General features: G+C 70.1%; 18 protein-coding genes and 3 pseudogenes. 11 read left to right on the top strand and 10 right to left on the bottom strand.

The genetic code is table 11. From position 1 onward, the window contains the following. Positions 1–321: 321 nt before the first annotated feature. The 4 genes from OHO27_RS42485 to OHO27_RS42470 are packed head-to-tail and all read right to left on the bottom strand — an operon-like array spanning position 322 to position 5,189. Complete coding sequence (locus OHO27_RS42485; RefSeq protein ID WP_328430217.1) at positions 322–1,509, bottom strand: XdhC family protein; 1,188 nt, start codon at positions 1,507–1,509, stop codon at positions 322–324. Next, positions 1,502–3,625: a xanthine dehydrogenase family protein molybdopterin-binding subunit gene (locus tag OHO27_RS42480; RefSeq protein WP_328430216.1), complete on the bottom strand. Its 2,124-nt coding sequence runs from the start codon at positions 3,623–3,625 to the stop codon at positions 1,502–1,504. The genes OHO27_RS42485 and OHO27_RS42480 overlap by 8 nt, the downstream gene beginning before the upstream one ends. Then, complete coding sequence (locus OHO27_RS42475) at positions 3,622–4,614, bottom strand: FAD binding domain-containing protein (protein ID WP_328430215.1); 993 nt, start codon at positions 4,612–4,614, stop codon at positions 3,622–3,624. Before OHO27_RS42475 ends, OHO27_RS42480 begins: the two co-directional genes overlap by 4 nt. Continuing rightward, the gene (locus OHO27_RS42470) at positions 4,611–5,189 is read right to left on the bottom strand and encodes a (2Fe-2S)-binding protein (protein ID WP_328430214.1); all 579 of its coding nucleotides are present in this window, start codon (positions 5,187–5,189) and stop codon (positions 4,611–4,613) included. The genes OHO27_RS42475 and OHO27_RS42470 overlap by 4 nt, the downstream gene beginning before the upstream one ends. A gap of 413 nt (positions 5,190–5,602) precedes the next feature. Between OHO27_RS42470 and OHO27_RS42465 the strand changes: the two genes are divergently transcribed. Both OHO27_RS42465 and OHO27_RS42460 read left to right on the top strand, forming a co-directional pair. Next, positions 5,603–6,181, top strand: a complete 579-nt coding sequence (locus OHO27_RS42465; RefSeq protein ID WP_328430213.1) for a TetR/AcrR family transcriptional regulator — start codon at positions 5,603–5,605, stop codon at positions 6,179–6,181. Positions 6,182–6,277: 96 nt separating this feature from the next. Further along, positions 6,278–6,634, top strand: a complete 357-nt coding sequence (locus tag OHO27_RS42460; protein WP_443059677.1) for an FAD-dependent monooxygenase — start codon at positions 6,278–6,280, stop codon at positions 6,632–6,634. A 43-nt stretch (positions 6,635–6,677) separates the two neighbouring features. Here the strand turns inward: OHO27_RS42460 and OHO27_RS42455 are convergent, their stop codons facing one another. The 3 genes and pseudogenes from OHO27_RS42455 to OHO27_RS42445 all read right to left on the bottom strand — a co-directional run bounded on the left by OHO27_RS42455 (position 6,678) and on the right by OHO27_RS42445 (position 9,991). Then, entirely contained in the window at positions 6,678–7,916 is a 1,239-nt protein-coding gene (locus OHO27_RS42455; protein ID WP_328430212.1) for an aromatic ring-hydroxylating dioxygenase subunit alpha, read from the bottom strand. 594 nt (positions 7,917–8,510) lie between these two features. Beyond that, positions 8,511–9,586 (bottom strand): annotated as a pseudogene (locus OHO27_RS42450) (DUF6745 domain-containing protein). A gap of 78 nt (positions 9,587–9,664) precedes the next feature. Then, a complete protein-coding gene (locus tag OHO27_RS42445; RefSeq protein ID WP_107906371.1) occupies positions 9,665–9,991 on the bottom strand; it encodes a hypothetical protein in 327 nt (108 codons plus the stop codon). Positions 9,992–10,160: 169 nt separating this feature from the next. On the opposite strand from OHO27_RS42445, the gene OHO27_RS42440 reads away from it, so the two are divergent. From OHO27_RS42440 to OHO27_RS42415, 6 genes and pseudogenes are all read left to right on the top strand, one after another. After that, positions 10,161–11,120 (top strand): STM4015 family protein, encoded by a 960-nt coding sequence (locus OHO27_RS42440; protein WP_328430211.1) that lies wholly within the window; start codon positions 10,161–10,163, stop codon positions 11,118–11,120. Continuing rightward, positions 11,117–12,282, top strand: a pseudogene (locus tag OHO27_RS42435) (STM4014 family protein). The gene OHO27_RS42440 and the pseudogene OHO27_RS42435 overlap by 4 nt, the downstream one beginning before the upstream one ends. Positions 12,283–12,349: 67 nt before the next feature. After that, positions 12,350–13,165, top strand: coding sequence for an STM4013/SEN3800 family hydrolase (locus tag OHO27_RS42430; protein WP_328430726.1), 816 nt, complete (start codon positions 12,350–12,352; stop codon positions 13,163–13,165). Next, positions 13,162–14,502 (top strand): STM4012 family radical SAM protein, encoded by a 1,341-nt coding sequence (locus OHO27_RS42425; RefSeq protein ID WP_328430210.1) that lies wholly within the window; start codon positions 13,162–13,164, stop codon positions 14,500–14,502. Before OHO27_RS42430 ends, OHO27_RS42425 begins: the two co-directional genes overlap by 4 nt. A gap of 10 nt (positions 14,503–14,512) precedes the next feature. Then, on the top strand, positions 14,513–15,418 hold the full coding sequence (locus tag OHO27_RS42420; protein ID WP_328430209.1) for an STM4011 family radical SAM protein: 906 nt from the start codon (positions 14,513–14,515) through the stop codon (positions 15,416–15,418). 67 nt (positions 15,419–15,485) lie between these two features. Then, positions 15,486–15,742: pseudogene (locus tag OHO27_RS42415) on the top strand (hypothetical protein); the annotation flags it as partial. 64 nt (positions 15,743–15,806) lie between these two features. Here the strand turns inward: OHO27_RS42415 and OHO27_RS42410 are convergent. After that, positions 15,807–16,580 (bottom strand): class I SAM-dependent methyltransferase, encoded by a 774-nt coding sequence (locus OHO27_RS42410; RefSeq protein WP_328430208.1) that lies wholly within the window; start codon positions 16,578–16,580, stop codon positions 15,807–15,809. A gap of 1,239 nt (positions 16,581–17,819) precedes the next feature. Further along, entirely contained in the window at positions 17,820–18,665 is an 846-nt protein-coding gene (locus OHO27_RS42405) for an RNA polymerase sigma factor SigF (RefSeq protein ID WP_328430207.1), read from the bottom strand. Between the two features lie 271 nt (positions 18,666–18,936). Between OHO27_RS42405 and OHO27_RS42400 the strand changes: the two genes are divergently transcribed. From OHO27_RS42400 to OHO27_RS42390, 3 genes are all read left to right on the top strand, one after another. Continuing rightward, positions 18,937–19,371 carry an ATP-binding protein gene (locus OHO27_RS42400; RefSeq protein WP_328430206.1) on the top strand — a complete coding sequence of 145 codons (435 nt, stop codon included), beginning with the start codon at positions 18,937–18,939 and terminating at the stop codon, positions 19,369–19,371. Between the two features lie 567 nt (positions 19,372–19,938). Beyond that, complete coding sequence (locus OHO27_RS42395) at positions 19,939–20,199, top strand: STAS domain-containing protein (RefSeq protein ID WP_328430205.1); 261 nt, start codon at positions 19,939–19,941, stop codon at positions 20,197–20,199. Then, on the top strand, positions 20,199–21,131 hold the full coding sequence (locus tag OHO27_RS42390; protein ID WP_328430725.1) for an anti-sigma factor RsbA family regulatory protein: 933 nt from the start codon (positions 20,199–20,201) through the stop codon (positions 21,129–21,131). The genes OHO27_RS42395 and OHO27_RS42390 overlap by 1 nt, the downstream gene beginning before the upstream one ends. 247 nt (positions 21,132–21,378) lie before the next feature. On the opposite strand, the gene OHO27_RS42385 is transcribed toward OHO27_RS42390, so the two are convergent. Further along, positions 21,379–21,549, bottom strand: coding sequence for a hypothetical protein (locus OHO27_RS42385; RefSeq protein WP_328430204.1), 171 nt, complete (start codon positions 21,547–21,549; stop codon positions 21,379–21,381). Positions 21,550–22,033 lie beyond the last annotated feature (484 nt).

Genomic DNA, 22,033 nt, shown 5'->3' with positions numbered 1-22,033 from the left:
CGCCGTCGAGCGTGCGACGGTCCCCTCGCAGCCTCCATGCGCGGGTCAAGTTGGTTAGCGGGACAACCCTGCACAGATCACACGGAAGCGATCAGCTCAAGCCTCGAAGGCACGACTTCCCCCGCAGAGGGACGACCGGTCCACTCGGCCCTCACCCTGCCCGAGTTCACGCCCGTGTCGTGAGCCCCGGGGGCGCCGCCGGGACCGCATGCGCGCTGATGGCGGCGTCACAGGCAGTCGAGGCGGCGGTCCGGACCGGCGCTGGGGACGGTGGGAGCACTGATCGCGCGCAGGAACTCCGGCGAGGGCGTGGGGCCGGGGTTAGGAAGCCAGGTCTGCAACCCCGGTGGGCATTTCCCGCCCGCGGGGTGAGCGGTGGGAGAGAGTCGGAACCGTTGCCGTGTGGTGGATCGGGGTCCCCGAATTGGTCAGCGGGAGGCCCGTTCCGCCTCTGCGGGCCGTGACGATCTCCGCAGCGATCGACAAGGCGGTCTCCTCCGGCGTACGGCCTCCGAGGTCGAGCCCGATGGGTGACCTTAGCCGCGCCAACTCCTCCTCGCTCAGGCCCACTTCGCGCAACCTGCGGTCCCGATCGGTGTGGGTACGGCGCGAGCCCATCGCGCCCACGAACGCGACCGGCAGCCGTAGCGCGACCTCCAGGAGGGGGACGTCGAACTTGGCGTCGTGCGTGAGGACGCACAGCACGGTCCGGCCGTCGGTCCGAGTGCCCCGCAGATAGCGGTGCGGCCAGTCCACGACGACCTCGTCCGCCTCGGGGAAGCGCGCCGGCGTGGTGAACACCGGCCGGGCGTCGCACACGGTGACGTGATAGCCCAGGAACTTACCGACCCGCACCAGCGCAGCGGCGAAGTCGACCGCACCGAAGACGATCATCCGGGGCGGAGGCGTGCTCGACTCCACGAGCAGGGTGAGGCCGTCGGGGCAGTGCGAGCCGTCCGGCGACAGCTCCACCGTGCCCGTGCGCCCGGCGTCGAGGGCGGCCAGGGCCTGTGCCGCGGCCGTGCGGTCGAGCTCCTCGTGGATCCCGAGGCCGCCTTCCGTGGAGCCGTCGCCGTGGACGAGCAGGGTGGCACCGAGGTGCGCGGCCGGGCCCTCGACGACTCGGGCCATGGCCAGCGGCTCGCCCTGGGCCACCACGTCCAGGGCGGAGCACAGCAGCGCCCTGACGGGCGTGTCCACGAGCACGGGCGTGACCATCACGTCGAGGACACCGCCGCAGGTCAGACCTACGGCAAAGGCGTCCTCGTCGCTGTAGCCGAAGCGCTCCAGCACGCTCTGCCCGGTCTCCAGCGCCTGCGCACACAGGTCGTAGACGGCGCCCTCGACGCATCCGCCCGACACCGAGCCGATGACCGTGCCGGCCTTGTCGACGGCGAGGGTGGCGCCTGGGCCCCGTGGGGCGCTGCCGCCGACGGACACGACGGTGGCGACGGCGACATCACGCCCCTCGGCCAGCCAGTTCTTCAGCTCCGGCAGGAGGTCAAGCATCGCGGCCCGCCGTCAGGACGCGGTCCGGGCGGATGGGCAGGCTCCGGTGCCGTACGCCGGTGGCGTGCCAGACCGCGTTGGCGATGGCGGCCGCGGCGCCGACGATGCCCACCTCGCCGATGCCCTTGATGTCGACCGGGTCGTCGGGGTCGGTGTCGTCCACCCAGTCCGCCTCGATGCGCGGGACGTCGGCGTGGGTGGCCACGTGATAACCGGCCAGGTCGGCGCCGACGGGTCCGCCGAAAGCCGGGTCGCGCACGGCTTCCTCGTGCAGGGCCATGGAGATGCCCCAGATCATGCCGCCGGTGAACTGGCCGCGTGCGGTCAGCGGGTTCACGATGCGGCCGGCGGCGAAGATGCCGAGCATGCGTCGTACGCGCACCTCACCCGTGGCCGGGTCCACGGCTACCTCGGCGAACTGGGCGCCGTAGGAGTGCCGTTCCATGTTGGCGAGCGCGGCGATCTGCGCTGTGGTGTCCGAGCGCGCGGTGATCCCTTCGGCGGGGATCGCCATGCCGGGGACGAGTCGCTCCCGCAGGTCGCGGGCGGCCGCGATGACGGCCATGGACCAGGAGCGGGTGCCCATCGAACCGCCCGCGATCATCGCGAAGCCGAACTCGCTGTCCCCGATCCGCACGGTCACCCGCTCGGGTACGACGTCGAGGGCGTCGGCCGCGACGAGAGTGAGCGCGGTCCGCGCGCCGGTGCCGATGTCGGCCGCCGATATCCGCACGGTGAAGCGGCCGTCGGCCTCGGCGGTGATGGCGGCGGTGGAAGGGGCGGCGCCCGCGGGGAAGGACGCGGCGGCGGTGCCGGTGCCCAGGAGCCATCGGCCCTCGCGCCGCACACCCGGCCGGGGATCGCGCTCGGCCCAGCCGAAACGGTGAGCGCCCTCCTCGAAGCAGGCGCGCAGGCTGCGTTTGGCGAAGGGCAGGCCGGAGACGGGGCCCTTGTCCGGTTCGTTGCGCAGTCGCAGTTCGATCGGGTCGATCCCGCACTTCTCGGCGAGTTCGTCGAGCGCGGACTCCAGGGCGAAGGCTCCCGGAGCCTCACCGGGCGCGCGCATGAAGGTGGGGCTGGGAACGTCGAGGCGTACGACGCGGTTCTCGGTGTGGTGGGCGTCGGCGTCGTACATCACCCGCGCCACGCCGGCGCTCGGCTCGACGAACTCGTACACGGTGGCGGTGCGGCTCACCGAGCGGTGGTCCAGGGCACGCAGCCGCCCGTCGGCGTCGGCGCCGAGCCTGACCCGCTGGACCGTGGGGCTGCGGTGCCCGGCCAGCGCGAACATCTGGGGCCGGGTCAGAGCGACGCGCACCGGACGCTGGAGAATCGTCGCGGCCATCACGGCCGCCACCTGGTGGGCACGTACACCCTTGCTGCCGAAGCCTCCGCCGACGTGCTCCGAACGCACCCGCACCGACGCGGGATCCAGCGAGAACAGGTTCGCCAGCTCGCCGACGACCCAGGTGGCGCCCTGGTTGGAGTCGACCACCTCCAGCCGGCCGTCGTCCCAGCGGGCGGTCGCCGCGTGGGGCTCCATGGGGTGGTGGTGTTCCTCCGGGGTGGTGTACTCCTCGTCCACGACGGCGGCCGACGCGGCCAGTTCGGCTTCCAGGTCGCCCTTGTCGGTCACCCCGGGCATGTGACCGTCCACGGGATAGGAGTCCGGGTGCTCCCCGGTGAACTCGATGTCGTGCGGCAGCGGTTCGTACTCGACGACCAGGGCCTCGGCAGCCTCGCGCGCCTGCTCGGGCGTCTCCGCGACGACAAGGGCCACCGGCCAGCCCAGGTGGGGCACGGTGTCGTTCTGGAAGACGGCGCAGGTGGGGTCGGGCCTGGTACCCATCAGGCCGACGTAGTCGGTCTCCAGGCGCGGCGCGCTGCGGTGGTCCAGGACGGCGACGACGCCGGGCATCTCAAGGACGGGAGCGCCGGCGATGTCGCGGATGCGGCCTCGCGCCACGGTGGACAACACCAGCCATCCGTAAGCGAGTTCAGCGAACGGTATGTCGCCCGCGTAGCGTGCCGCGCCGGTGACCTTGTCCCGGCCCTCCACCCGGACGTGACCGGTGCCGACCGCGCGTACGGCGGCTGATTGCGCGGTGGTGGTCATCGCGCGGCCTCCTCGGCGAGCTCGCTCAGCACGGCCACGGTCAGGTTGCGCATCAGGGTCACCTTGTATCCGTTGTGCGGCAGCGGCCGGGCCGAGGCGAGTTCGGCTTCGGCGGCGGCCGCGTACGTCTCTGCCGTGGCGGGCGCCCCTATGAGGGCCCGCTCCGCGGTGCGTGCGCGCCATGGCCGGGAGGCGACCGCGCCGAACGCCAGGCGTGCGTCGTGCACGACTCCGTCGCGGATGTCGAGCGCGGCAGCGACGGAGCCGATGGCGAAGGCGTAGGAAGCGCGCTCGCGCACCTTCCGGTACCGGGAGCGGGCCGCGACGGGCACCCGGGGCAGAGTGACGCCGGTGATCAGCGCGCCCGACGGCAGGGCCGTCTCGCGGTGCGGGGAGTCGGCCACGGGAAGGTACAGCTGATCGATCGGCAACTCGCCCTGCCCGTCCGCGGTTTCGTAGTGCAGGACGGCGTCGAGGGCGGTGAGGGCAACGGCCATGTCCGAGGGGTGTACGGCCACACACGTCTCGGACGCGCCGAGGATGGCGTGGTTGTGGTGCTCGCCGCTGATGGCCGGGCAGCCGCTGCCGGGGTCGCGCTTGTTGCACGGCTTGGTCGTGTCGGTGAAGTAGGCGCAGCGGGTGCGCTGGAGGAGATTGCCGCCGACCGTGGCCATGTTGCGCAGCTGGCCGGAGGCACCGGCGAGCACCGCCTGGGCCAGCATCGGGTAGCGGCTGCGGACTTCGGGGTGGGCGGCGAGGGCGCTGTTGGTGGCCGTCGCGCCGACGCGCAGTCCGCCGTCCGGGGCCGGCTCGATGCGGTCCAGGGGCAGTTCCCGTACGTCGACCAGGCGGGCGGGGCGTTCCACGCCGCTCTTCATCAGGTCGACCAGGTTGGTGCCGCCGGCGAGGTAGCGCGCGTCCGGATCGGCGTCGAGGAGGGCGACGGCACCCGAGACGTCGGGGGCCCTTCGGTAGTCGAACTCCCTCATGCGGCGGCCTCCCTGGACTGTGCCGGCACGTCCGCAGCTGACGAGACGTCGGCCTCGGCGGCTCGTGCGACGGCCTCGACGATCGACGTGTAGGCGCTGCAACGACACAGGTTGCCGCTCATCCGCTCACGTATCTCGTCCGGGGTCAGCGGCGGCGGCCCGGCCGCCGGACGTACGTCGTCGGAGGCGGCGCTCGGCCAACCGGCCGCGTGCTCCGCGAGCATGCCGATCGCCGAACAGATCTGTCCGGGGGTGCAGTAACCGCACTGGTATCCGTCGAGTTCGAGGAACGCGTGCTGTACCGGATGCAGGTGGTCGCCGTCCGCGACGCCTTCGATGGTGGTGATCTCACGTCCTTCGGCCGCGACCGCGAGTTGCAGACAGGCGACCGTCCTGCGGCCGTCGACCAGAACGGTGCAGGCACCGCACTGCCCCTGGTCGCAGCCCTTCTTGGTACCGGTCAGATCGAGTCGCTCGCGCAGGGCGTCGAGCAGGGTGGTGCGGTGGTCGACGGGCAGCGTGTGCTTCTCGCCGTTGATGTGCAGGGTGATGACGCTGGACGTCGATAAGGCCATGAGTAACTTCCTTCAGACATTCGGCCCTTGAGGCGACCGAGTCCCCGGGCGTGCGTGGACCCGGAAGGCACCGTCTCGGCTGCCTGGGGTGCGCGTCACCGTGAGGGTGTGCCGGTGGTGGGCGACATCGCTGGCGATCGGGGGCGGCGCCTGTCACGAGTTGGGGGTAATGGTGAGTGCTTGTGACAGTGGAAGCGTGACGTGGTGCGCCTGTGCTTGTGGGGGCGCACGGAGTGCATGAGGTACACGGCGGAAGCTGAACAGCGCTGAACGGCGGCAGAGGACTGACGTGCCTGTCGTGTCCGGAGCTAGAGTGGACCCCAACCGGACACCTGTCCGCTACTCAGGAAACGTAACGGACAGTTGTCCGCTTGGCAAGGGTGCGCTCCTGCCACATGCCTCTAGGAGTGACGGTGCAGCACAAAAGAGACACCCCTCTGCGCTCGGACGCGCAACGCAACCGTGAACGCATCCTGGGCGTCGCCCTGACCGAACTGACGCGGTGTCCGGACGCACCCCTCAGCGCCATCGCCAAGAAGGCGGGGGTCGGCCAGGGCACGTTCTACCGCAACTTCCCCAACCGCGAGACCCTCGTCCTGGAGATCTACCGCCACGAGATGCAGCAGGTCGCCGACAGCGCGACGCAGCTGCTCCAGGAGCTGCCGCCGCTGCAGGCCCTGCGCACCTGGATGGACCGACTGGCCGAGTTCGCCATGACCAAGGCGGGCCTGGCCGACGCGATCCGCCTCGCGACCGGTGCGCCGGGAAGCCCGGCGAAGCCCTCCCCCACACCCGTCGCCGAGGCAGCCGAGCTCCTGCTTCGCACAGCCGAGGAGGCGGGCACCATCCGCCCCGGGGTCACGGCCGACGACTTCATCCTCGCCATCGCCGGCCTGTGGCAGATGACCCCGACCGAGGACTGGCGACCGCGCGCGGCACGGCTTCTCGACCTGGTCATGGACGGGTTGCGGGCGGGCGCGGCGCGGCCGTGACGGTCAGCGTCGTGTGACCGTGATCGGTCGGGTCATCGGCCTCGGGGCTGCAGGCCGAGTGTGGCCTGGATACTCCGAAGTGAGACGCCGCCCGGGGTGCGACACACAGACCCCCTTGGCGCGGTGCGCCGCCGGTTCGGCAGCCGGCACACTCCGATCCCCGTCCTGCTGGACGCGACCCACCCCGACACCTTCCTGCACCACGACGTCCACGAACTGGCCACGCCCCCGCCCGCGTTCACCCCGGGCCGGGTCGTCCTGCTCGGTGATGCGGCGCACGCCATGACCCCGAACCTCGGCCAGGGCGCTCGCCAGGCCCTTGAGGACGCGGCCACAGCTCAGTCACCCTTTGGCCGTCACCGTAAGCAACACTGCTCTGCGGCCTGCCCCTCCCACGCGGCCGTCCACGCCATTCTGCGGCACGCTGACTGGACACCACCGAGCCTGGGCTGACGGCACCGGGCCCACTCGACGGAACGGATGCTGCGTCCCCGATTCACCCGCCCGGAACGTCATCGCAGGCCTGCGCATCATGGTCGGCATCCGGCCCGGCCGGGCGTTGCGCGCAGGACAGCGCCGAGCGGTCGCACACCGGATCGGTGGCGGGCGGGGCAGCCGGGGATCGCAGCGGGACCCCGTTGGAGCGCAGCACTTCGCGAACGTCCAGGATCAAAGGGAAGACTTCGTGGTTGCGGTCCTCGCCCTGCTCGTCCCACGCTCGCTGCTCCGCTTCGACGGCCATGCGGTCCTCGGCGAAGACGCGTTCGGTGAAGCGCCTGATGAATGGCCAGGCCAAGTGAAGAGCGCCACGCGTCCTGGGCTTTTCGATCATGAGCAGGCCGTAGGTGTGACAGGTGCGTTGCTCGGCATCTTCAGGCACATACGCGGCCCAGAGGGAGAAGGCCGGGCGTTCTGCGCCCTCAGGCACGAGGTCGAGGGTCTGGTACGGGTAACGGGTGCGGATGGTCATGACGTCGCGGGAAGTGCTGCCACGGATGCCCTCGGCAGCAAGCAGGCCGGCACCGCGGTTCCTCTTCCCCCCGGTATGGGTAAACAGATACCGGGCCTCCACCGACTGCGCCCCGGTGTCAAATCCGAGCAGCTCGGGGTGGAGCCTGCCGACGACGCCCCGGTGCAGGAACTGGTGGTTCATGTCGAGCAGGTTCTCGTGCATGAACGAGTAGTGGCAGCGCACCGTCCTCGAGAAGGTCATGGTCTTGTAATGCGGTGAGCCGAACATCGGCAGCTCTGGCAGTGCCGTGTCATCCGCCTTCTGCGGTGCGCCCGGATAGACGAACACCAGCCCGTACGCCTCGCGGGCGGGGTAGCCGCGCACACCCCGAGGCGGGCGGCCATCGCCTTTGGACAGGTACGGGATCTGCGAGATACGTCCGTCACCGCGATAGGCCCACGCGTGGTAGCAGCAGCGCAGCAGCTCGCCCTCCACGACACCCATGCTCAGCGGGACCTGCCGGTGAGCACACCGGTCCTCCAGCGCGTGGATGGCTCCGCTCTGCCCGCGATAGAGCGCGATGCGCTCACCGGCGAACGCCGTCGCAACCACCCGCCCGCGGCGCACGCTCCTGGACAGTGCCACCGGGTACCAGAAATCGGGATGCGCCCCGACGCGCCTCAGGTCGACCGTGCCGAAACGCGGATGGCGATTCGCCGAAGGGCCACCGGTCCCCGCCGCTGAAGCCGGCGCCCCGGCCCCCTCGGAGTCGGTCTCCGTCATGCCTCTCCTCTCCTCGCACACACTGAGAACCGGCACAAGCAATCACGTGCTCTGCCAGGCATTTCTCACCCGTCGTCGCATGCGGTAGCTGCGTCCCGGCCCAGAACCGTCCATCCTGGGGGCCGCCGGTTGCACTACCTCGGCGATGTGAACGGTGAGGGCGCCCGTGCCGCAGTGGCACTGTCCGGAAGCGGACAGCTTTCCGACGCGTCAGCTGCTTTTTTTGGGGGGACCTTGGCCCCCATCGTCGGTCTCAAGGCGCAGCTGCCCCATCTGCACGTCAATCCGGCACGGGTCCGTGCCAGCGGCGTGCCCGCCAGTGCGTTCCTGGGACGAACGCTGGGGGAAGCGCTGCCGAACCTCCAGCGTCCGGACGACGCCCTTTACGAGGTGCTCGCGGACGGGCAGCCCCAGCCCCGGAGGGGACCATCGGCGGAACGAAGGAAGGATCAGCGCTCCCGGAGATGGGCTGCTGCACCAGATGGGCGGACCAGGTCCGTATGTCGACGTTCCCCGTGGCGTCGCCAAACACGGCAGCGTCACGCCGCCCGGAACGGGCGTTCCGGCAGAACACGCCCCGTTCGCCCTTCCCCTTCACGTTTCCGCCGCCGGCGCGTACGCCTCCTCCGCGAGCCCGAAGGTCCACGCAACGCCCGCTCGCGCTGTCCGCGTCGAGGGCGGTACCCGTAGCCAGTAGGTGCGCCGTGTCCCGTCCGGCTCAGGGGTGGAGTTGAGGACCTCCACCATGACCACCGGTTCGTCGTCCACCAGGTCGATGCGCCACAGGGTGCCTGTCTCGTCCTGGTGGAGGGGGCGGGCGCCCGAGTCGGTCAGGTAGCGGTCGTAGCCGTAGTACTCCAGCATCACGCGCCGGAGTTCGGCGTTCTCCTCGGCGCGGATGCGCTCCGGTGTGAGGGTGGGCAGTTCGGCGAGGAAGGCGGCGGGGACGGGCATGCCGCGCCAGGCGTGCAGGGCGAAGCCGTCCGGGTAGGCGAGGGCCGGGCCGTCGCCGTGGTCGAGTCGGCCGGCCTCGTCGCGGTGCAGGGCCACGGGCCGCTCGGCGAGGACCACCACTCGTGCGTAGGGCCACCACCAGCCGGCGTTGCGGCAGACGGCCGTCAGTGCGTCGAGCGGGCCGTTGTCGGCGGGGAACGCGGCGAGCCACGGCGCGTCGTGCTGTCCGAGGACGGCGTCCAGGAGGAGCAGCCGGATCTCGGCGGCTTCCTTGCCGGTGTCCCGGCCGGCGAGTTCCTCGATGACGCCGGTGCGGATCCGGTCCACGAGGGCCTGGGTCGAGTCCCACAGCCGTCCGCCCGTCGCCGCCCAGTGCGCGGACCAGCCCTCGGCACCCAACTCAACGTGCAGGGACCGCCTTTGCTGTGCCCAGGGGCACTGCGCACCGCGTCCCGTACGCTCGGGCCGCGATCCGAGAGATCGTCCCGGATCAGGGTGACCGCAGCTCGCGGCGAACCCACCCACACCACACGCTCCGGTTCGGCGAGTCCCGCCAGCCGGTAGGCCCGGCGGACCCCGTCCTCGGCGGCCCCGCGATCGGCTGGGCCGGTCGCCGAGGCCCACGCACGCCATGGCCCCAGCTCGCCGGAGGCGAGGTTCTCCACCCCCTGAGTCCCCTCGATGCCGGTCTCGGACTCGAAGTTCGTCGTGGTCATTTGCTGCCCCTCCACCCTGGTTCTCTCCACCCTTTTGCCCCTCCGCCTTTGTCGCTTGTCCCTCCCGGCCTTCGCCGTTCAGTCCGCCACGATCCGCACGGATCCGGGCACGTACTCCCGTTGCCGGATCACCCGGTACCAGCCCTTGGGCAGCGCGATCGCCGCGTGCTCCTCGTGGACGACTCGGCCGCCCTGGGGCAGACGCAGCAGCAGAGGGCCGAACGGCCCGGGCTCACGTATCAGTTCGCCCGGACCGACGATCGCGTGAGCGTGGCCGGTGACCTCGCCCAGCGCCAGCACGAGCCGGCCCCGCCCGTCGCGCTGCTCCCTGGGCGCGTGTGCCACATGCGCCGGTACCGCCTCCTCCGTCACCGGCACGATCAGCACGTCTCCCTGTCGGTACATGGCTGTCCCCTCACCGCCGGGTGCCCGCGCACCGGCCTCATGACCACGACCGTAGGCGCCACCACTGACAACGCCCCGAACCCCGCCCCGCCGCACGCTGTTGTCAGTGGCTGTTGGTAGAACTGCCGACATCACAGACCGCACACTCTTCCTCCTCGGGAGCGGCCGCATGACCATCGGTGATCACCTCGACCTGTTCCACGGGCTGCCCGCGCACAACTTTCCTGGCCCGGACGCGACGACGGACGACCTGCCCGAGCCGGACTCCGTCGCCTGGCGGATCACCAGCGACGTGTACGACGCCGACGAGGAGTGGCAGAAGGCGTTCTCCCGGTTCTGCGCCGCCGTCGACACCACTCGGGTGCGGGCGCTGATAGTGGGGGCCTGGCAGGAGGCGTACGACTCCGACCCCTCCCCCGTCATCGAGGCGCTGTTGGCCGCCCGGGACCGCTTCCCCGCGTTGCGTGCGCTGTTCCTGGGGGACATGGTGATGGAGGAGGCTGAGATCTCCTGGATCAACCAGACCGACGTGTCCCCGCTTCTCGCCGGGTTCGAGGCGTTGGAGGAGTTCGGTGTGCGCGGCGGGTCGGGGCTGGAGTTCACGGCACTGAGCCACAGCGCGCTGCGCACGCTCGTCGTGGAGACCGGCGGCCTGCCCGCCGAGGTGGTGCGCGGCATCGGCGCGAGTGACCTGCCCGCCCTGGAGTTCCTCGACCTGTGGCTCGGCACGCCCGACTACGGCGGCGACAGTGAGGCTGCCGACCTGGAGCCGATCCTGTCGGGCGTGCGGCTGCCGCGCCTGCGTCATCTTGCGCTGCGTAACAGCGAGATGCAGGACGCAGTGGCCGCGGCTGTCGCTTCTGCTCCCGTGGTGGAGCGCCTGGAAGTGCTTGATCTGTCCATGGGGGTGCTCACTGACGAGGGCGCCGGTGCGCTGCTGAGCGGTCAGCCTCTGACTCACTTGAGGAAGCTCGACCTGCACCACCACTACCTCAGCCAGGCCGTCGAGGATCGGGTGCGCGAGACGTTCGAGACCGCGGGCGTTCAGGTCGACCTCGACCGCGACGACGCGGAGGAGGACACGGAGGACGACGGCACGGTCTGGCGTTACGTCGCGGTGGGCGAGTGAGCGCACCCTCCCTGGCCCCACCGGTTTCCCGTCCCGCCGGGTCGCGGTTCGCCGTGGTCGGCAATCCCGAGAACCGGCGGGTGTCCCTCTTCGCCGACGCGGTGCGCGCGGCCGGTCTGCCCGGCCCGCGGGTCGTCGCCTGGAGGGACGTCCTGCGTGACGGCGGAGCCGACTTCGCCTCGGACGAGTTCGTGCGGGTCGACTCCCCGGCGAGAATCTCGAGGTCGACCGACTGCTGCGGGGCACCACGGATCCCACCCGGGTCGAGGGATCGGCCCGCTGGTACGCCCGATTCACCGCCGCGCTGGGCACCCTGCGCGGCGGCATCCGCCTCGACGACCCCGACGATCTCGCCTTGCTGTTCGACAAGCGCGCCTGCCACGGCGTGCTCGACGCGGCAGGTGTGCCCGTACCCGCCTCGCCCACCTCAGGTCCGGGCGGGGCGCCGGTACGTGGCTGGGACGACGTACGGGCGCTGATGCGCGAGCACCGGATGCCCCGGCTGTTCGTCAAGCCGGCGCACGGGTCGTCGGCGTCAGGAGTCCTCGCCGTCGAGGCGGGTCGTGGCCGGATCAGGGCCACCACATCCGTCGAACTCGCCCCGGACGGGGCACTGCACAACTCCCTCCGGGTGCGTCGGTACGACAGCGAGCGGGACATCGCCACCATTGTCGACGCGCTCGCGCCCGACGGGCTGCACCTGGAGCGCTGGGTGCCCAAGGCTTCCCAGCAGGGCCGTGCCGCCGACCTGCGCGTGGTCGTGGTGGCCGGCCGGGCGACCCACGCCGTGGTGCGCACCAGCCGTACGCCCCTGACCAATCTGCATCTCGGCGGCAGCCGCGGCGACCTGGCCACCGCCCGGCATTCCGTCGGCGCGGCAGGCGGCCGCTGGACCGACGTACTGGAGGTGTGCGAGCGGGCCGCGGCCTGCTTCCCGCGCACCTTGTGCGTCGGCGTGGACCTGCTGCCGGCCATCGGCTGGCGCAGGGCCTTCGTCGGCGAGGTCAACGCCTTCGGGGACCTGCTGCCCAGGCTGACCGGCCTGCCCGGCAGCGGCGCGGAGGGCGTGGACACGTATGCCGCGCAGGTGACGGCCGCTCTGCGCGAACCGGCCCCGCCCGGCCCGATCCACCAGTACAGAACAGGAACATCCCATGCCTGAGCCTGACGTGCAGGAACTTCCCACGCCTGTGCCCTACTTGCGGGAAGGCGCCATGCCCGAGCCCGACATGAACGAGGTCGTCGGCCACCACGACATCCTGCTGGTCACCCTCGACACGCTCCGCCACGACGTGGCCGTCGAACTGGCGGCCGAGGGTCGTATCCCGAACCTCGCCAGGCACCTGCCCGGCGGCCGCTGGGAGAAGCGTCACGCGCCGGGCAGTTTCACCTACGCCTCGCACCAGGCGATCTTCGCGGGTTTCCTGCCCACACCGGCCGAACCGGGGCCGCACCCGCGGCTGTTCGCGGCGAGCTTCGCGGGCAGCGAGACCACTGCGGACGGCACCTTCGTCTACGACACCCCGGAGTTCGTCTCCGGGCTCGCCCAGCAGGGCTACCGGACCGTCTGCATCGGAGGCGTCGGCTTCTTCAACAAGCAGGGCCCGCTCGGCACCGTACTGCCCGGGCTCTTCCAGGAGGCGCACTGGGAGAGGGAGTTCGGCGTGACGTCGCCGCACTCCTTCGAGAACCAGGTCGCCCGCGCCGAGCAGATCGTTGCCGAACTCCCCGCAGAGCAGCGGCTGTTCCTCTTCGTCAACGTCTCCGCCCTGCACCAGCCCAACTGGTTCCACCTGCCCGGCGCGACCCGAGAGGCCGGCGACACCCGCGAGACGCACGCCGCCGCGCTGGAGTACGTCGACAGGCACATCGGAGGGCTCTTCGCCGCCGCGAGTTCCCGGCGCCGCTGCTTCGCGATCGTCTGCTCCGACCACGGCACCGCCTACGGCGACGACGGCTACACCGGCCACCGCCTCGGTCACGAGTCCGTGTGGACGGTGCCGTACTCCCACTTCTTCCTCGACCCCGCCAAGGCCCCGCGATGACCACCGCCCAGCTCACCAGCCCGTACCAGCACTACGTCTACGCCTACCCGCACAAGACGGCCTACCGACGGCTCCCCGACCGGCCCACGCTGCGGTCCCTGTGGGCTGCGCAGGACAAGAGCGCCCTGGCCCTCTACCTGCACATACCCTTCTGCGAGGTCCGCTGCGGCTTCTGCAACCTCTTCACCCGGATCGGCGCCCCCGACGGCCTGACCGGCGCCTACCTCGACGCCCTTCAGCAGCAGGCGGACGCGGTACGCGAGGCACTCTGCGACAGCGAGCCGGTGCGGTTCGCCACCGCCGCCTTCGGCGGAGGCACCCCCACCTTCCTCACCGCGGCCGAGCTGGAACGCCTTTGCGACATCGCCGAACAGGGCATGGGCGCCGACCTTCGTGCGATCCCGCTGTCCGTCGAGGCCTCCCCCGCCACGGCCACCGCGGACCGTCTCTCGGTCCTGGCCGAGCGCGGCACCACCCGGCTCAGTCTCGGCATCCAGAGCTTCATCGACTCCGAGGCCAGGGCCGCCGTACGGCCGCAGCACCGCGCCGATGTCGAGGCGGCGCTCGCCCGGATCCGCGACACGGCCATCCCGGTCCTGAACATCGACCTCATCTACGGCATCGACGGCCAGACCGAGCAGACCTGGCTGCGCTCCCTGGACGCCGCCCTGGCCTGGCAGCCGGAGGAGCTGTACCTCTACCCGCTCTACGTCAGGCCCCTGACCGGACTCGACCGCCACCGCGCCGCCGCCCAGGGCCCCGATCCGGACTGGGACGCCCAGCGCCTGCGCCTGTACCGCGCGGGCCGCGACCACCTCCTCGCCCGCGGCTACACCCAGCAGTCGATGCGGATGTTCCGCCGGACCGACGCTCCGCAGCAGGGCGCCGACGACTACGCCTGTCAGAGCGACGGCATGATCGGCCTGGGCTGCGGCGCCCGCTCGTACACGGCCGACCTGCACTATTCCTTCGACTACGCGGTCGGCATGCACGAGATCCGTGGGATCATCGACGACTACGTCACCACCACCGACTTCGCCCGCGCCGAGGTCGGCTACCGCATGGACCCGCACGAGGCACGCCGCCGCCACCTTTTGCAGTCCCTCCTCCAGGCCGAGGGCCTGCCCGTCGCCGACTACCAGGCCCGCTTCGCTGCCACACCCCTCGACGACTTCGGCACCGAACTCCATCGCCTGGCCGACCGGGGCTGGCTTGCCGAGGCGGCCTCCGCGCACCTGCGGCTCACCCCGGAAGGACTCGCCCACTCCGACGCCATCGGACCCGAGCTGTTCTCCCCCGCCGTCCTGGCCGCCATGGCCGCGTACGAAAGGAAGTGACCGGCCCGCCATGGATCTGACCGTCCTCTACCGCGGCCCGCTCGCCTCCTGCGACTACGACTGCCCTTACTGCCCGTTCGCCAAGCGGCGGGACTCCACCGCTCAACTGCGCGCCGACCGGGCCTCCCTGGAACGCTTCGCCGCCTGGGCAGCCGACAGCGACGACCGGTTGTCCCTGCTGTTCACGCCCTGGGGAGAGGGCCTCGTCCGCTCCTGGTACCGGCGCACCCTCGCCGAGTTGTCGCACCTGCCGCACATCCGCCGCGTCGCCATCCAGACCAACCTCAGCTGCCGCACCGACTGGCTCGCTGACGCCGCCCCGGAAACCCTCGCCCTGTGGTGCACCTATCACCCGGGCCAGACGCCCTACGACCGTTTCCTGACCAAGTGCCACGACCTCGCCGACCGCGGGATCCGCTTCAGCGTCGGCGTCGTCGGGCTCCCCGAGCACCTGGAGGCGGCCCGCCGCCTGCGCGCCGAGCTACCGGGACACGTCTACCTCTGGATCAACGCAGCCGACGGCCGCACATACGGCGACACCGAGGCCGACGACTGGACCGCGCTCGATCCCCTCTTCCCCTACAGCCGCCACCCGCACGCCAGCGCCGGCCTGCCCTGCCGCACCGGGGAGTCCGTGATCTCGGTCGACGGTGACGGCACCGTCCGCCGCTGCCACTTCGTCCGAGCCGAACTGGGCAACCTCTACGACGGCTCCTACCGCGCCGCCCTGCGCCCCCGTCCCTGCCCACTGACGGTCTGCGACTGCCACATCGGTTACGTCCATCTCGAAACGCTGCCGCTCTACGACGTCTTCGCCGGCGGAGTCCTCGAACGCATCCCGGCCGCCCAACCACCCGCGCCACAGCCCGCGCACGCCGTGACCATCACGCCTCGGACCAGCTGCCTCCCCGACTGACGGCCAAACCAAATCCCTGGCCGGGTTCCTGCGGGCGTGCTGTCATGCCAACGGTCAGAATTTCTCTGATCCCGTGTGGGCGGACCGCTGCGAGGACCTGGCATTCAACATGCTCCCCCGCGTCCCTGGACCCCGCACGGCACGTCCATCCACTACGTCACCAGCGCCAACAGCATCGACCTCGACAACCGGGCCAAGACGCAGGGCCAGTTCCAGAACGGCTTCGCCATGCAGGCCTTCCAGGCCGGCGTCGACCAGTACCGCTGCTGCCCCCACAACTACGGCATGGGCTGGCCGTACTTCACCGAGGAACTCTGGCTCGCCCCCCGGTACCCCGCCAGTTGTGGCCGACTGACACCAGCCGTCCCAGGCGGGACGGTGGGATCACCTACACGCCGGCGCGGGCCACCAGCAGCGGCTGGAAGAAGCCAGTCACCTGCGGCATCCGCCACCCGACGCCGACAAAGCCGGCCTCGGCTGCGAGGCCCGCCAACTGGTCCCGGCCGAGTGCCCAGTAGGTGGTCCGGCGAACCCGGACGCACCAAGGTCCGCCTGCCGAGCGGAGTTGGAAGTGTTCCAAGTCGTAGTGCTCGCCGTCGTCGTGCCAGTGCCAGAGCTGGAAGGTGACGGTCCGTTCTTCACCGTCGGTGTCGGCGATCTGGTGGACTTGTGGACGCGTCGAAGCCGGGCGGTCGCGCACCAGATCGTCATAGGGGCGTGTGCTGACCAGCAGCAGGCCGGCGGGGCGCAGCACGCGGCGCATCTCGGCCAGGGCTCCGTACACATGCTGCTCCGTCAGCAGGTGAGGCAGCGAATTGTCGGCGCAGACGACTGTGTCGAACTGGCCATCTGAAAACGGGAGGCGTCGCATGTCGGCGACGGCCGTGCGTAAGCGCAGGCCCCGGCGGGCGGCCTCACGTGCAGCGCGGGCGGCGGCGCGGGGGCTGAGGTCGCTCCCGGTGACGCGGTGCCCGCGCATCGCCAGACCGATCGCCTGCGTGCCGATGCCGCAGGAACAGTCGAGCACCGCCGCCCGATTCTGGCCGATCAGAGCATCCAGGGCGTCCCCCTGCCGACGGATGCTCGCGTCCCAATCTGCGTAGACCAGGTGGTAGTCGTCGGCCAGCTCGTCGTAGAAGTGCGCCACCGATGTCTCGGGCATGACCCCAAATCACCGTCCTTATTGCCCCGAGGCCCTGGTCGTCCGATGATCGGCGCGGACCCCCTCTCACCGACGACAGTGCAGTAGTGTCTGCCCGGCCACAAGGGGTCACCGCCGGACACTCGCATGAACGATTGTTGCCCCTTCTCGCGCAGCCAGAGGCGGAACCGCGGCCCCAGTCGTTGGGCTGCCGTTGCGCCGTGGAAGGGACCGCTCACCGCGTCTGCGGGTCAGTTCCTGAGGAACGCGTAGAGGACGCCCAGGAGTTGCAGACGAGCACCGGGAGTGTGAGGTGTGCTCCTGTCGTTGAGGGCCTGGCCACCGTACGGGTGCCGGTGCCTACCCGGTCGTCTCTGGGAATGATGAGGGCACCGCCGCATCACGCGGGTCCTCGGCCCAGCCCCAGCCGGTACCGCGGCAAGAGCAGGTGGTGGTGCCGGCCGCGGGTGCCAGACAGGGGTATTGCGGGGCGGGTGTCCATCGCAGGCCGGTTCCGGCAGACAGGGCGCCGTTCCGGATTGAGTCCTGTGCGCCCGGCCGCATCAGGGTGATGCAGGAGGGTAGTGGCTTCCACCCGTCGGGACGCAGTCACGCGAGATCTCGTGCCACTACGGTCACCATCGAGATGATCTCGGTGGCCGCTGCGGCAGCGACTATGGCCGCCCGTCCCTTCCACGACGCCAGCCAGTGTGTCCAACGTCCCCGCCTGACGACGCCGCTCCGATCACCGGGGCTCAGGCCCGAGCCATGAACAGCTTTTCGATCCCGTACAGCTGGCCGTCAGCCGGATGCCGCCTGAGAACAGTTCACGACCGCCAGCACTGGGCCTGCCCGAGCAGCCAGAATCGATGGGGGCCTCATGCAAAAGACGACAGCGGAGGCACGGAATTTGGCGATACCGACGACGTGTCACGAACGATAGGCGACCACCGGCAGCGCCTGGGACACGACAGACGCATCGATTACTGAAGCCCGAGCGGCTGTACGCCGGCTGCCGGCCCAGAGCCGCCATCACCACGGCCGCCGGTCGAACCCGGACGCCCACCCGCCGCCAACCTGCTGCGCATCGCCGTGAGAGACAGCTCTCCCCGCCGCCCGGACTGCGAACACACGAGGCCCGCCATGCCGGCGCAGTCCCGCCGACTGGCCAGCGTCGACAGCAGCGCAGACCCGAAGACTCAGGAAGTCGCCGGTCACCGGCGAGCAGCTCAATTCCGGCCAGGCTCGGGTTCGTGCAGCTCAGTGATTCGTGAGCATGCCTTCACGCAGACGGCCGAGGGTACGGGACAGCAGACGGGAGACGTGCATCTGCGAGACGCCCAGAACCTCGCCAATATTGGCCTGGGTGAGTTCCTCCACGAACCGCATGTGGATGATCTGCCGGTCCCGCTCATCGAGTTCGGCAATCAGCGGGGCCAGAGCGTGGAAGTCCTCCACCAGTTCCAGAGCGGTGTCCTCGGCGCCGAGGAAGTCCTGCAGCGACGATTCGCCGTCCTCGCTGCCGCTGATGGTGGCGTCCAGAGAGGAGGAGTTGTAGCCGTTCGCGGCGAGGCGGGCCTCGCGCACCTCTTCCTCGGACAGGCTCATCAACTCCGCCAGCTCTTTCACTGTCGGGGTGCGCCCGAGACGACTGCTCAACTCCTCCATGGCGCGCGCGAGCTGGACGCGGGCTTCCTGCAACCGACGCGGAACATGGACGGCCCAGGTTGTGTCGCGGAAGAACCGCTTGATCTCACCCACAATGTAGGGGATGGCGAACGAGGTGAACTCCGTCTCCCGGGACAGGTCGAACCGGTCTATCGCCTTGATCAGACCGATCATGCCAACCTGGACGATGTCCTCCATCTCCTCCGGCCCGCGACTGCGGAACCGGCCGGCCGCGAAGCGGACCAGGGACAGGTTCATCTCGATCAGTGTGTTCCGCGCGTAGCTGTACTCCGGCGTGCCCTCCTCCAGCAGCGCAAGCTGACTGAAGAACACCTTGGACAGCTCGCGGGCATCCTTCGGTGCCACCTGAGAGGGATCGGCGATCTCCGGCAGCTCGCTGGTCTGCGTATGCGCTGCAGGCATGCTCGTGATCGCCATGATGTTCCTCTCCCAGAACCGCGGCAGCCGCTGCCGCTTGAAACGGCTGACGACCAGCGCGTACCCCTTCGTTTCGCCCTCACACCCGCCATCATGCGAAGCGCGGGACCACCGCCGAACCCAGCGCGGCGTGGAGCAGTATGCAGCCGCGTCGCCTCAAGCTGCGGCTCACACGGCACGAACCCACGCACGGATTTCGGCGTCATGAGGGTGAGGAGCTCCACTTTTCGGGCACACGGACCACGCACTTAGTTGGCCCGGAGGAGAAAAAGTGGCGCAGGACCTGAGAGCTGTGGGATGGGCGCGTTCGCTCCCGATCAGCAGTGGCGTGAAGACGGCCAGGGACTGGACGCGTGGTCATCTGGCGGCCCTCGGGTGGGAACGGACAGCACCCGATCTGGTGGATTCGGTCGTACTGACCGCGTCCGAGCTGGTCACCAACGCGCACGTCCACGCCCACAGCACGGCACAACTCATCCTCACACGGGACGAGGAATGCTTGCACGTGACCGTGCATGACGCCTCGGCTCAGCTACCCGAACAGCGCCACGCCGGCAACGAAGCCCCCGGTGGACGTGGGCTGTTCCTGGTCGACGCCCTCGCCCATGACGTGGCGGCACGCCGTTGCCCTCGCGGCAAGGACGTCACAGCCTGCTTTGAACCACCGCCGGCACCCGCCCAGCCAGACGGCAGCAGCAAGGGGTGAGGGCCGGGCGTGGCGGGAGGTCGCGCTGGTTCTCCATGCGTGTGCGCCAGTCCCAGCCCGACTGCCATGCACCTGGCCCACGTTCCTTTTGATGCCTTCCTTCGAGTAGTGCTGCGGTTCGCGCTGTGCGAGATCCGAGCGACGGACCCCAGGTCGCAGCAACCCAGCCCAGACGCCCCGGACCAGAGCGGCGCTTGAGTGCTTTGGCGGTGGAGTACGGCGAACTCCATGGGTTCGATATGTGCACGGGCCGGTCGCCAGCCATGCCGCGGTCGGGTGACGCCACTGACGACGCACATCAGGCGGACGTCGGGCGCGGACCTCGGGAGGAGACGTCGGGAGGAGACGGGAGGATCAAGCCTTCATGGATCCTGGGAGAGCACCGGCAAGTTGTGGTGAACGGTTCGTGCCCTGGCGTTGCGCGCGAGAGACTGGTCTCAGACCGGCATATGACTGGAGGTGACAGGATTGGGTGGTTCACCGGAGGCTGATGGAAAGACATCTCGGCCCGCCCCGCTGGACGGTGAGCTGACCGTGTCACCTCTGGCCGGTGATATCGGGTGGCGGGTGGCCGGCGAGATCACCCTGGCGACGCGCCGAGATTGGGAGCAGATGCTGGACGGACTCGTTCGGAGCGGTGCGCCGGTGTGTCATCTGGAACTGTCCGCAGTGACCTTCGCCGACGTCGCGGGGGTCTCTGCCTTGGCGGTGACCGCCCATAACCTTCCGACAGAGCGACGTATCGTCGCTGAGCAGCCACCTGCCAGCATGCGGCGGCTGCTGGAGATGTTCTGGCCGAAGCTGCACGCGATCGAGGTGGTGTCATGATGACCAGGTCGGCTGCCACCGAACCGTTCGTGCACCCAGCGCTGTTCTACCGGGGTGAGCAGGAGTACCTCGAAGGAACCGTCCCCTTCATCCGCAGTGGGCTCAAAGACGGGGAGCCGGTGGCGGTCGCCGTGCCCGGCCCGAACCTGGCCATACTCAAGGAGACTCTGGGCGCGGACGCAGGATCCGTGCGCTTCATCGATATGACCGAGGCCGGCCGCAACCCGGGCCGGATCATCCCGAACGTGCTCCGGGCCTTCGCCGACGCACACCCTGCCACGCGGGTCCGGATCATCGGGGAGCCGATCTGGCCCGGCCGCAGCAGCCTGGAGTACCCGGCCTGCGCCCAACACGAGGCGCTGATCAACCCCGCCTTCCAAGGCCGGGAAGCGACCATCCTGTGCCCCTACGACGCTGACCGGCTCGAGGAACGCGTCCTCACCGACGCGTATGCCACCCACCCGCTGATCGTCTCCGGCCCATCCCAGCATCCGAGCCCGTCCTTTGCCCCCGGGCACATCGTGGAGCTGTACAACCAGCCGCTGGGGCCGGTGCCCACGTCAGCCCGGTCGCGTGAGTTCGGTGTACAGGAGCTGTCGGCCACGCGACACTTCGCCGTCGAGCGTGCAGCACAACTCGGCCTGCACGGGGTGCGTCTGGAAGATCTGGCGCTGGCGGTCGCCGAGCTCACCACCAACAGCGTCGTACACGGAGGTGGTTCCGGCAGCGTGCGAGTGTGGGCGCAAGACGCTCAGGTGGTGTGCGAGGTCAGCGACCGCGGGTATCTGAGCGATCCGCTGGTCGGGCGCCGTCCGCCCACCCGTGACCAGCGGGGTGGCAGGGGCCTACTGCTGGTGCATTGCGTCGCAGACCTCGTGCGTGTTCACACCGACGCTGACGGCACGGTCATCCGGTTCTACATCGGCTGCTAGAGGACGGGTCCGCGATCGGCCGATCGGCCCACAGCGAGACGCGGCGGCAAGAACTGCGGCCCCTCGGTGGCTGGACGGACCAGGCCACCCCGACCGGAGCCTGCACGGAGGCCAGACGACCACGGCCGAAGGCATACTCGTCAGCTTTCATGGCCGCGTAGCCCATACCGTGCCGGCAATAATCCGCCGCGTGAATGCGGTGCGATCCCCGCCGTCGCCGCCACGTTGCGCGAAGCCTCTCGGCACGTCAGTCCTTGCCGCGATCCTCGATGACCACGAGGAACGCGTCCGACTGCAGGTCCATCACGACGGTCGCGCCGGGCTCGCCCTCGTCACGTAGCCGGGCCGCATGCTCCTCCGCGGGCCACGATCCGCGCGGAGATCCCGCTGGAAACCGCTCCAACACCTTCTCGTCCATGGCGAAACCGCCTCCGTCGCCGCCGTAGGAATCGCGTGCTGTTCACTCGTTCCTTGATGTCCGCATGCCCTCGATTTACTGGTATAAGCCGTGGGGTAGCGGCCTTGGAGCTCCCGGCCAAGGCGTGCCTCGCGAAGAGCAAGTCGGGCCGCCGTCATGGCCGGCCGACGACACCCGCGACGGCTGGGGTCCTTGTCGAGCTGAGGCAGAGGTTGGGTGACACTCCCCGGTGCCGCCGGTCAGCGATACCGCGAGCGGTATGCCCTGTCCGTCCGTGAGGATGTGCAGCAGCCAGCGCCGCACCGTCTTCTGACTGCACCTCAGCTGGTCGGCGGTCGGCGAGCCTGGCCACCCCGCCCAGCTCGGTTCCGACCTCCGGCATCGCTGCACCAGGACCTTCGGCGCCCTGCTGGCCGACGCCAGGCGGTGGACCACCCCTTGCTCGCCTCGTCACGGCCCAGACGGGTCCGCAGCACCATGACCC

Origin of the sequence: Streptomyces sp. NBC_00443, assembly GCF_036014175.1 — a bacterium.
Lineage (GTDB): Bacteria > Actinomycetota > Actinomycetes > Streptomycetales > Streptomycetaceae > Streptomyces.
The sequence above is the reverse complement of the archived record's forward strand: the minus strand, read 5'-3'. Positions and strand labels throughout refer to the sequence as shown.

Excerpts from the sequence above, each read along its gene's own strand:
- OHO27_RS42485 (WP_328430217.1), bottom strand. The coding sequence starts at position 1,509 with ATGCTTGACCTCCTGCCGGAGCTGAAGAACTGGCTGGCCGAGGGGCGT.
- OHO27_RS42480 (WP_328430216.1), bottom strand. The coding sequence starts at position 3,625 with ATGACCACCACCGCGCAATCAGCCGCCGTACGCGCGGTCGGCACCGGT.
- OHO27_RS42475 (WP_328430215.1), bottom strand. The coding sequence starts at position 4,614 with ATGAGGGAGTTCGACTACCGAAGGGCCCCCGACGTCTCGGGTGCCGTC.
- OHO27_RS42470 (WP_328430214.1), bottom strand. The coding sequence starts at position 5,189 with ATGGCCTTATCGACGTCCAGCGTCATCACCCTGCACATCAACGGCGAG.
- OHO27_RS42455 (WP_328430212.1), bottom strand. The coding sequence starts at position 7,916 with ATGACGGAGACCGACTCCGAGGGGGCCGGGGCGCCGGCTTCAGCGGCG.
- OHO27_RS42445 (WP_107906371.1), bottom strand. The coding sequence starts at position 9,991 with ATGTACCGACAGGGAGACGTGCTGATCGTGCCGGTGACGGAGGAGGCG.
- OHO27_RS42440 (WP_328430211.1), top strand. The coding sequence starts at position 10,161 with ATGACCATCGGTGATCACCTCGACCTGTTCCACGGGCTGCCCGCGCAC.
- OHO27_RS42430 (WP_328430726.1), top strand. The coding sequence starts at position 12,350 with ATGAACGAGGTCGTCGGCCACCACGACATCCTGCTGGTCACCCTCGAC.
- OHO27_RS42425 (WP_328430210.1), top strand. The coding sequence starts at position 13,162 with ATGACCACCGCCCAGCTCACCAGCCCGTACCAGCACTACGTCTACGCC.
- OHO27_RS42420 (WP_328430209.1), top strand. The coding sequence starts at position 14,513 with ATGGATCTGACCGTCCTCTACCGCGGCCCGCTCGCCTCCTGCGACTAC.
- OHO27_RS42410 (WP_328430208.1), bottom strand. The coding sequence starts at position 16,580 with ATGCCCGAGACATCGGTGGCGCACTTCTACGACGAGCTGGCCGACGAC.
- OHO27_RS42405 (WP_328430207.1), bottom strand. The coding sequence starts at position 18,665 with ATGGCGATCACGAGCATGCCTGCAGCGCATACGCAGACCAGCGAGCTG.
- OHO27_RS42390 (WP_328430725.1), top strand. The coding sequence starts at position 20,199 with ATGACCAGGTCGGCTGCCACCGAACCGTTCGTGCACCCAGCGCTGTTC.
- OHO27_RS42385 (WP_328430204.1), bottom strand. The coding sequence starts at position 21,549 with ATGGACGAGAAGGTGTTGGAGCGGTTTCCAGCGGGATCTCCGCGCGGA.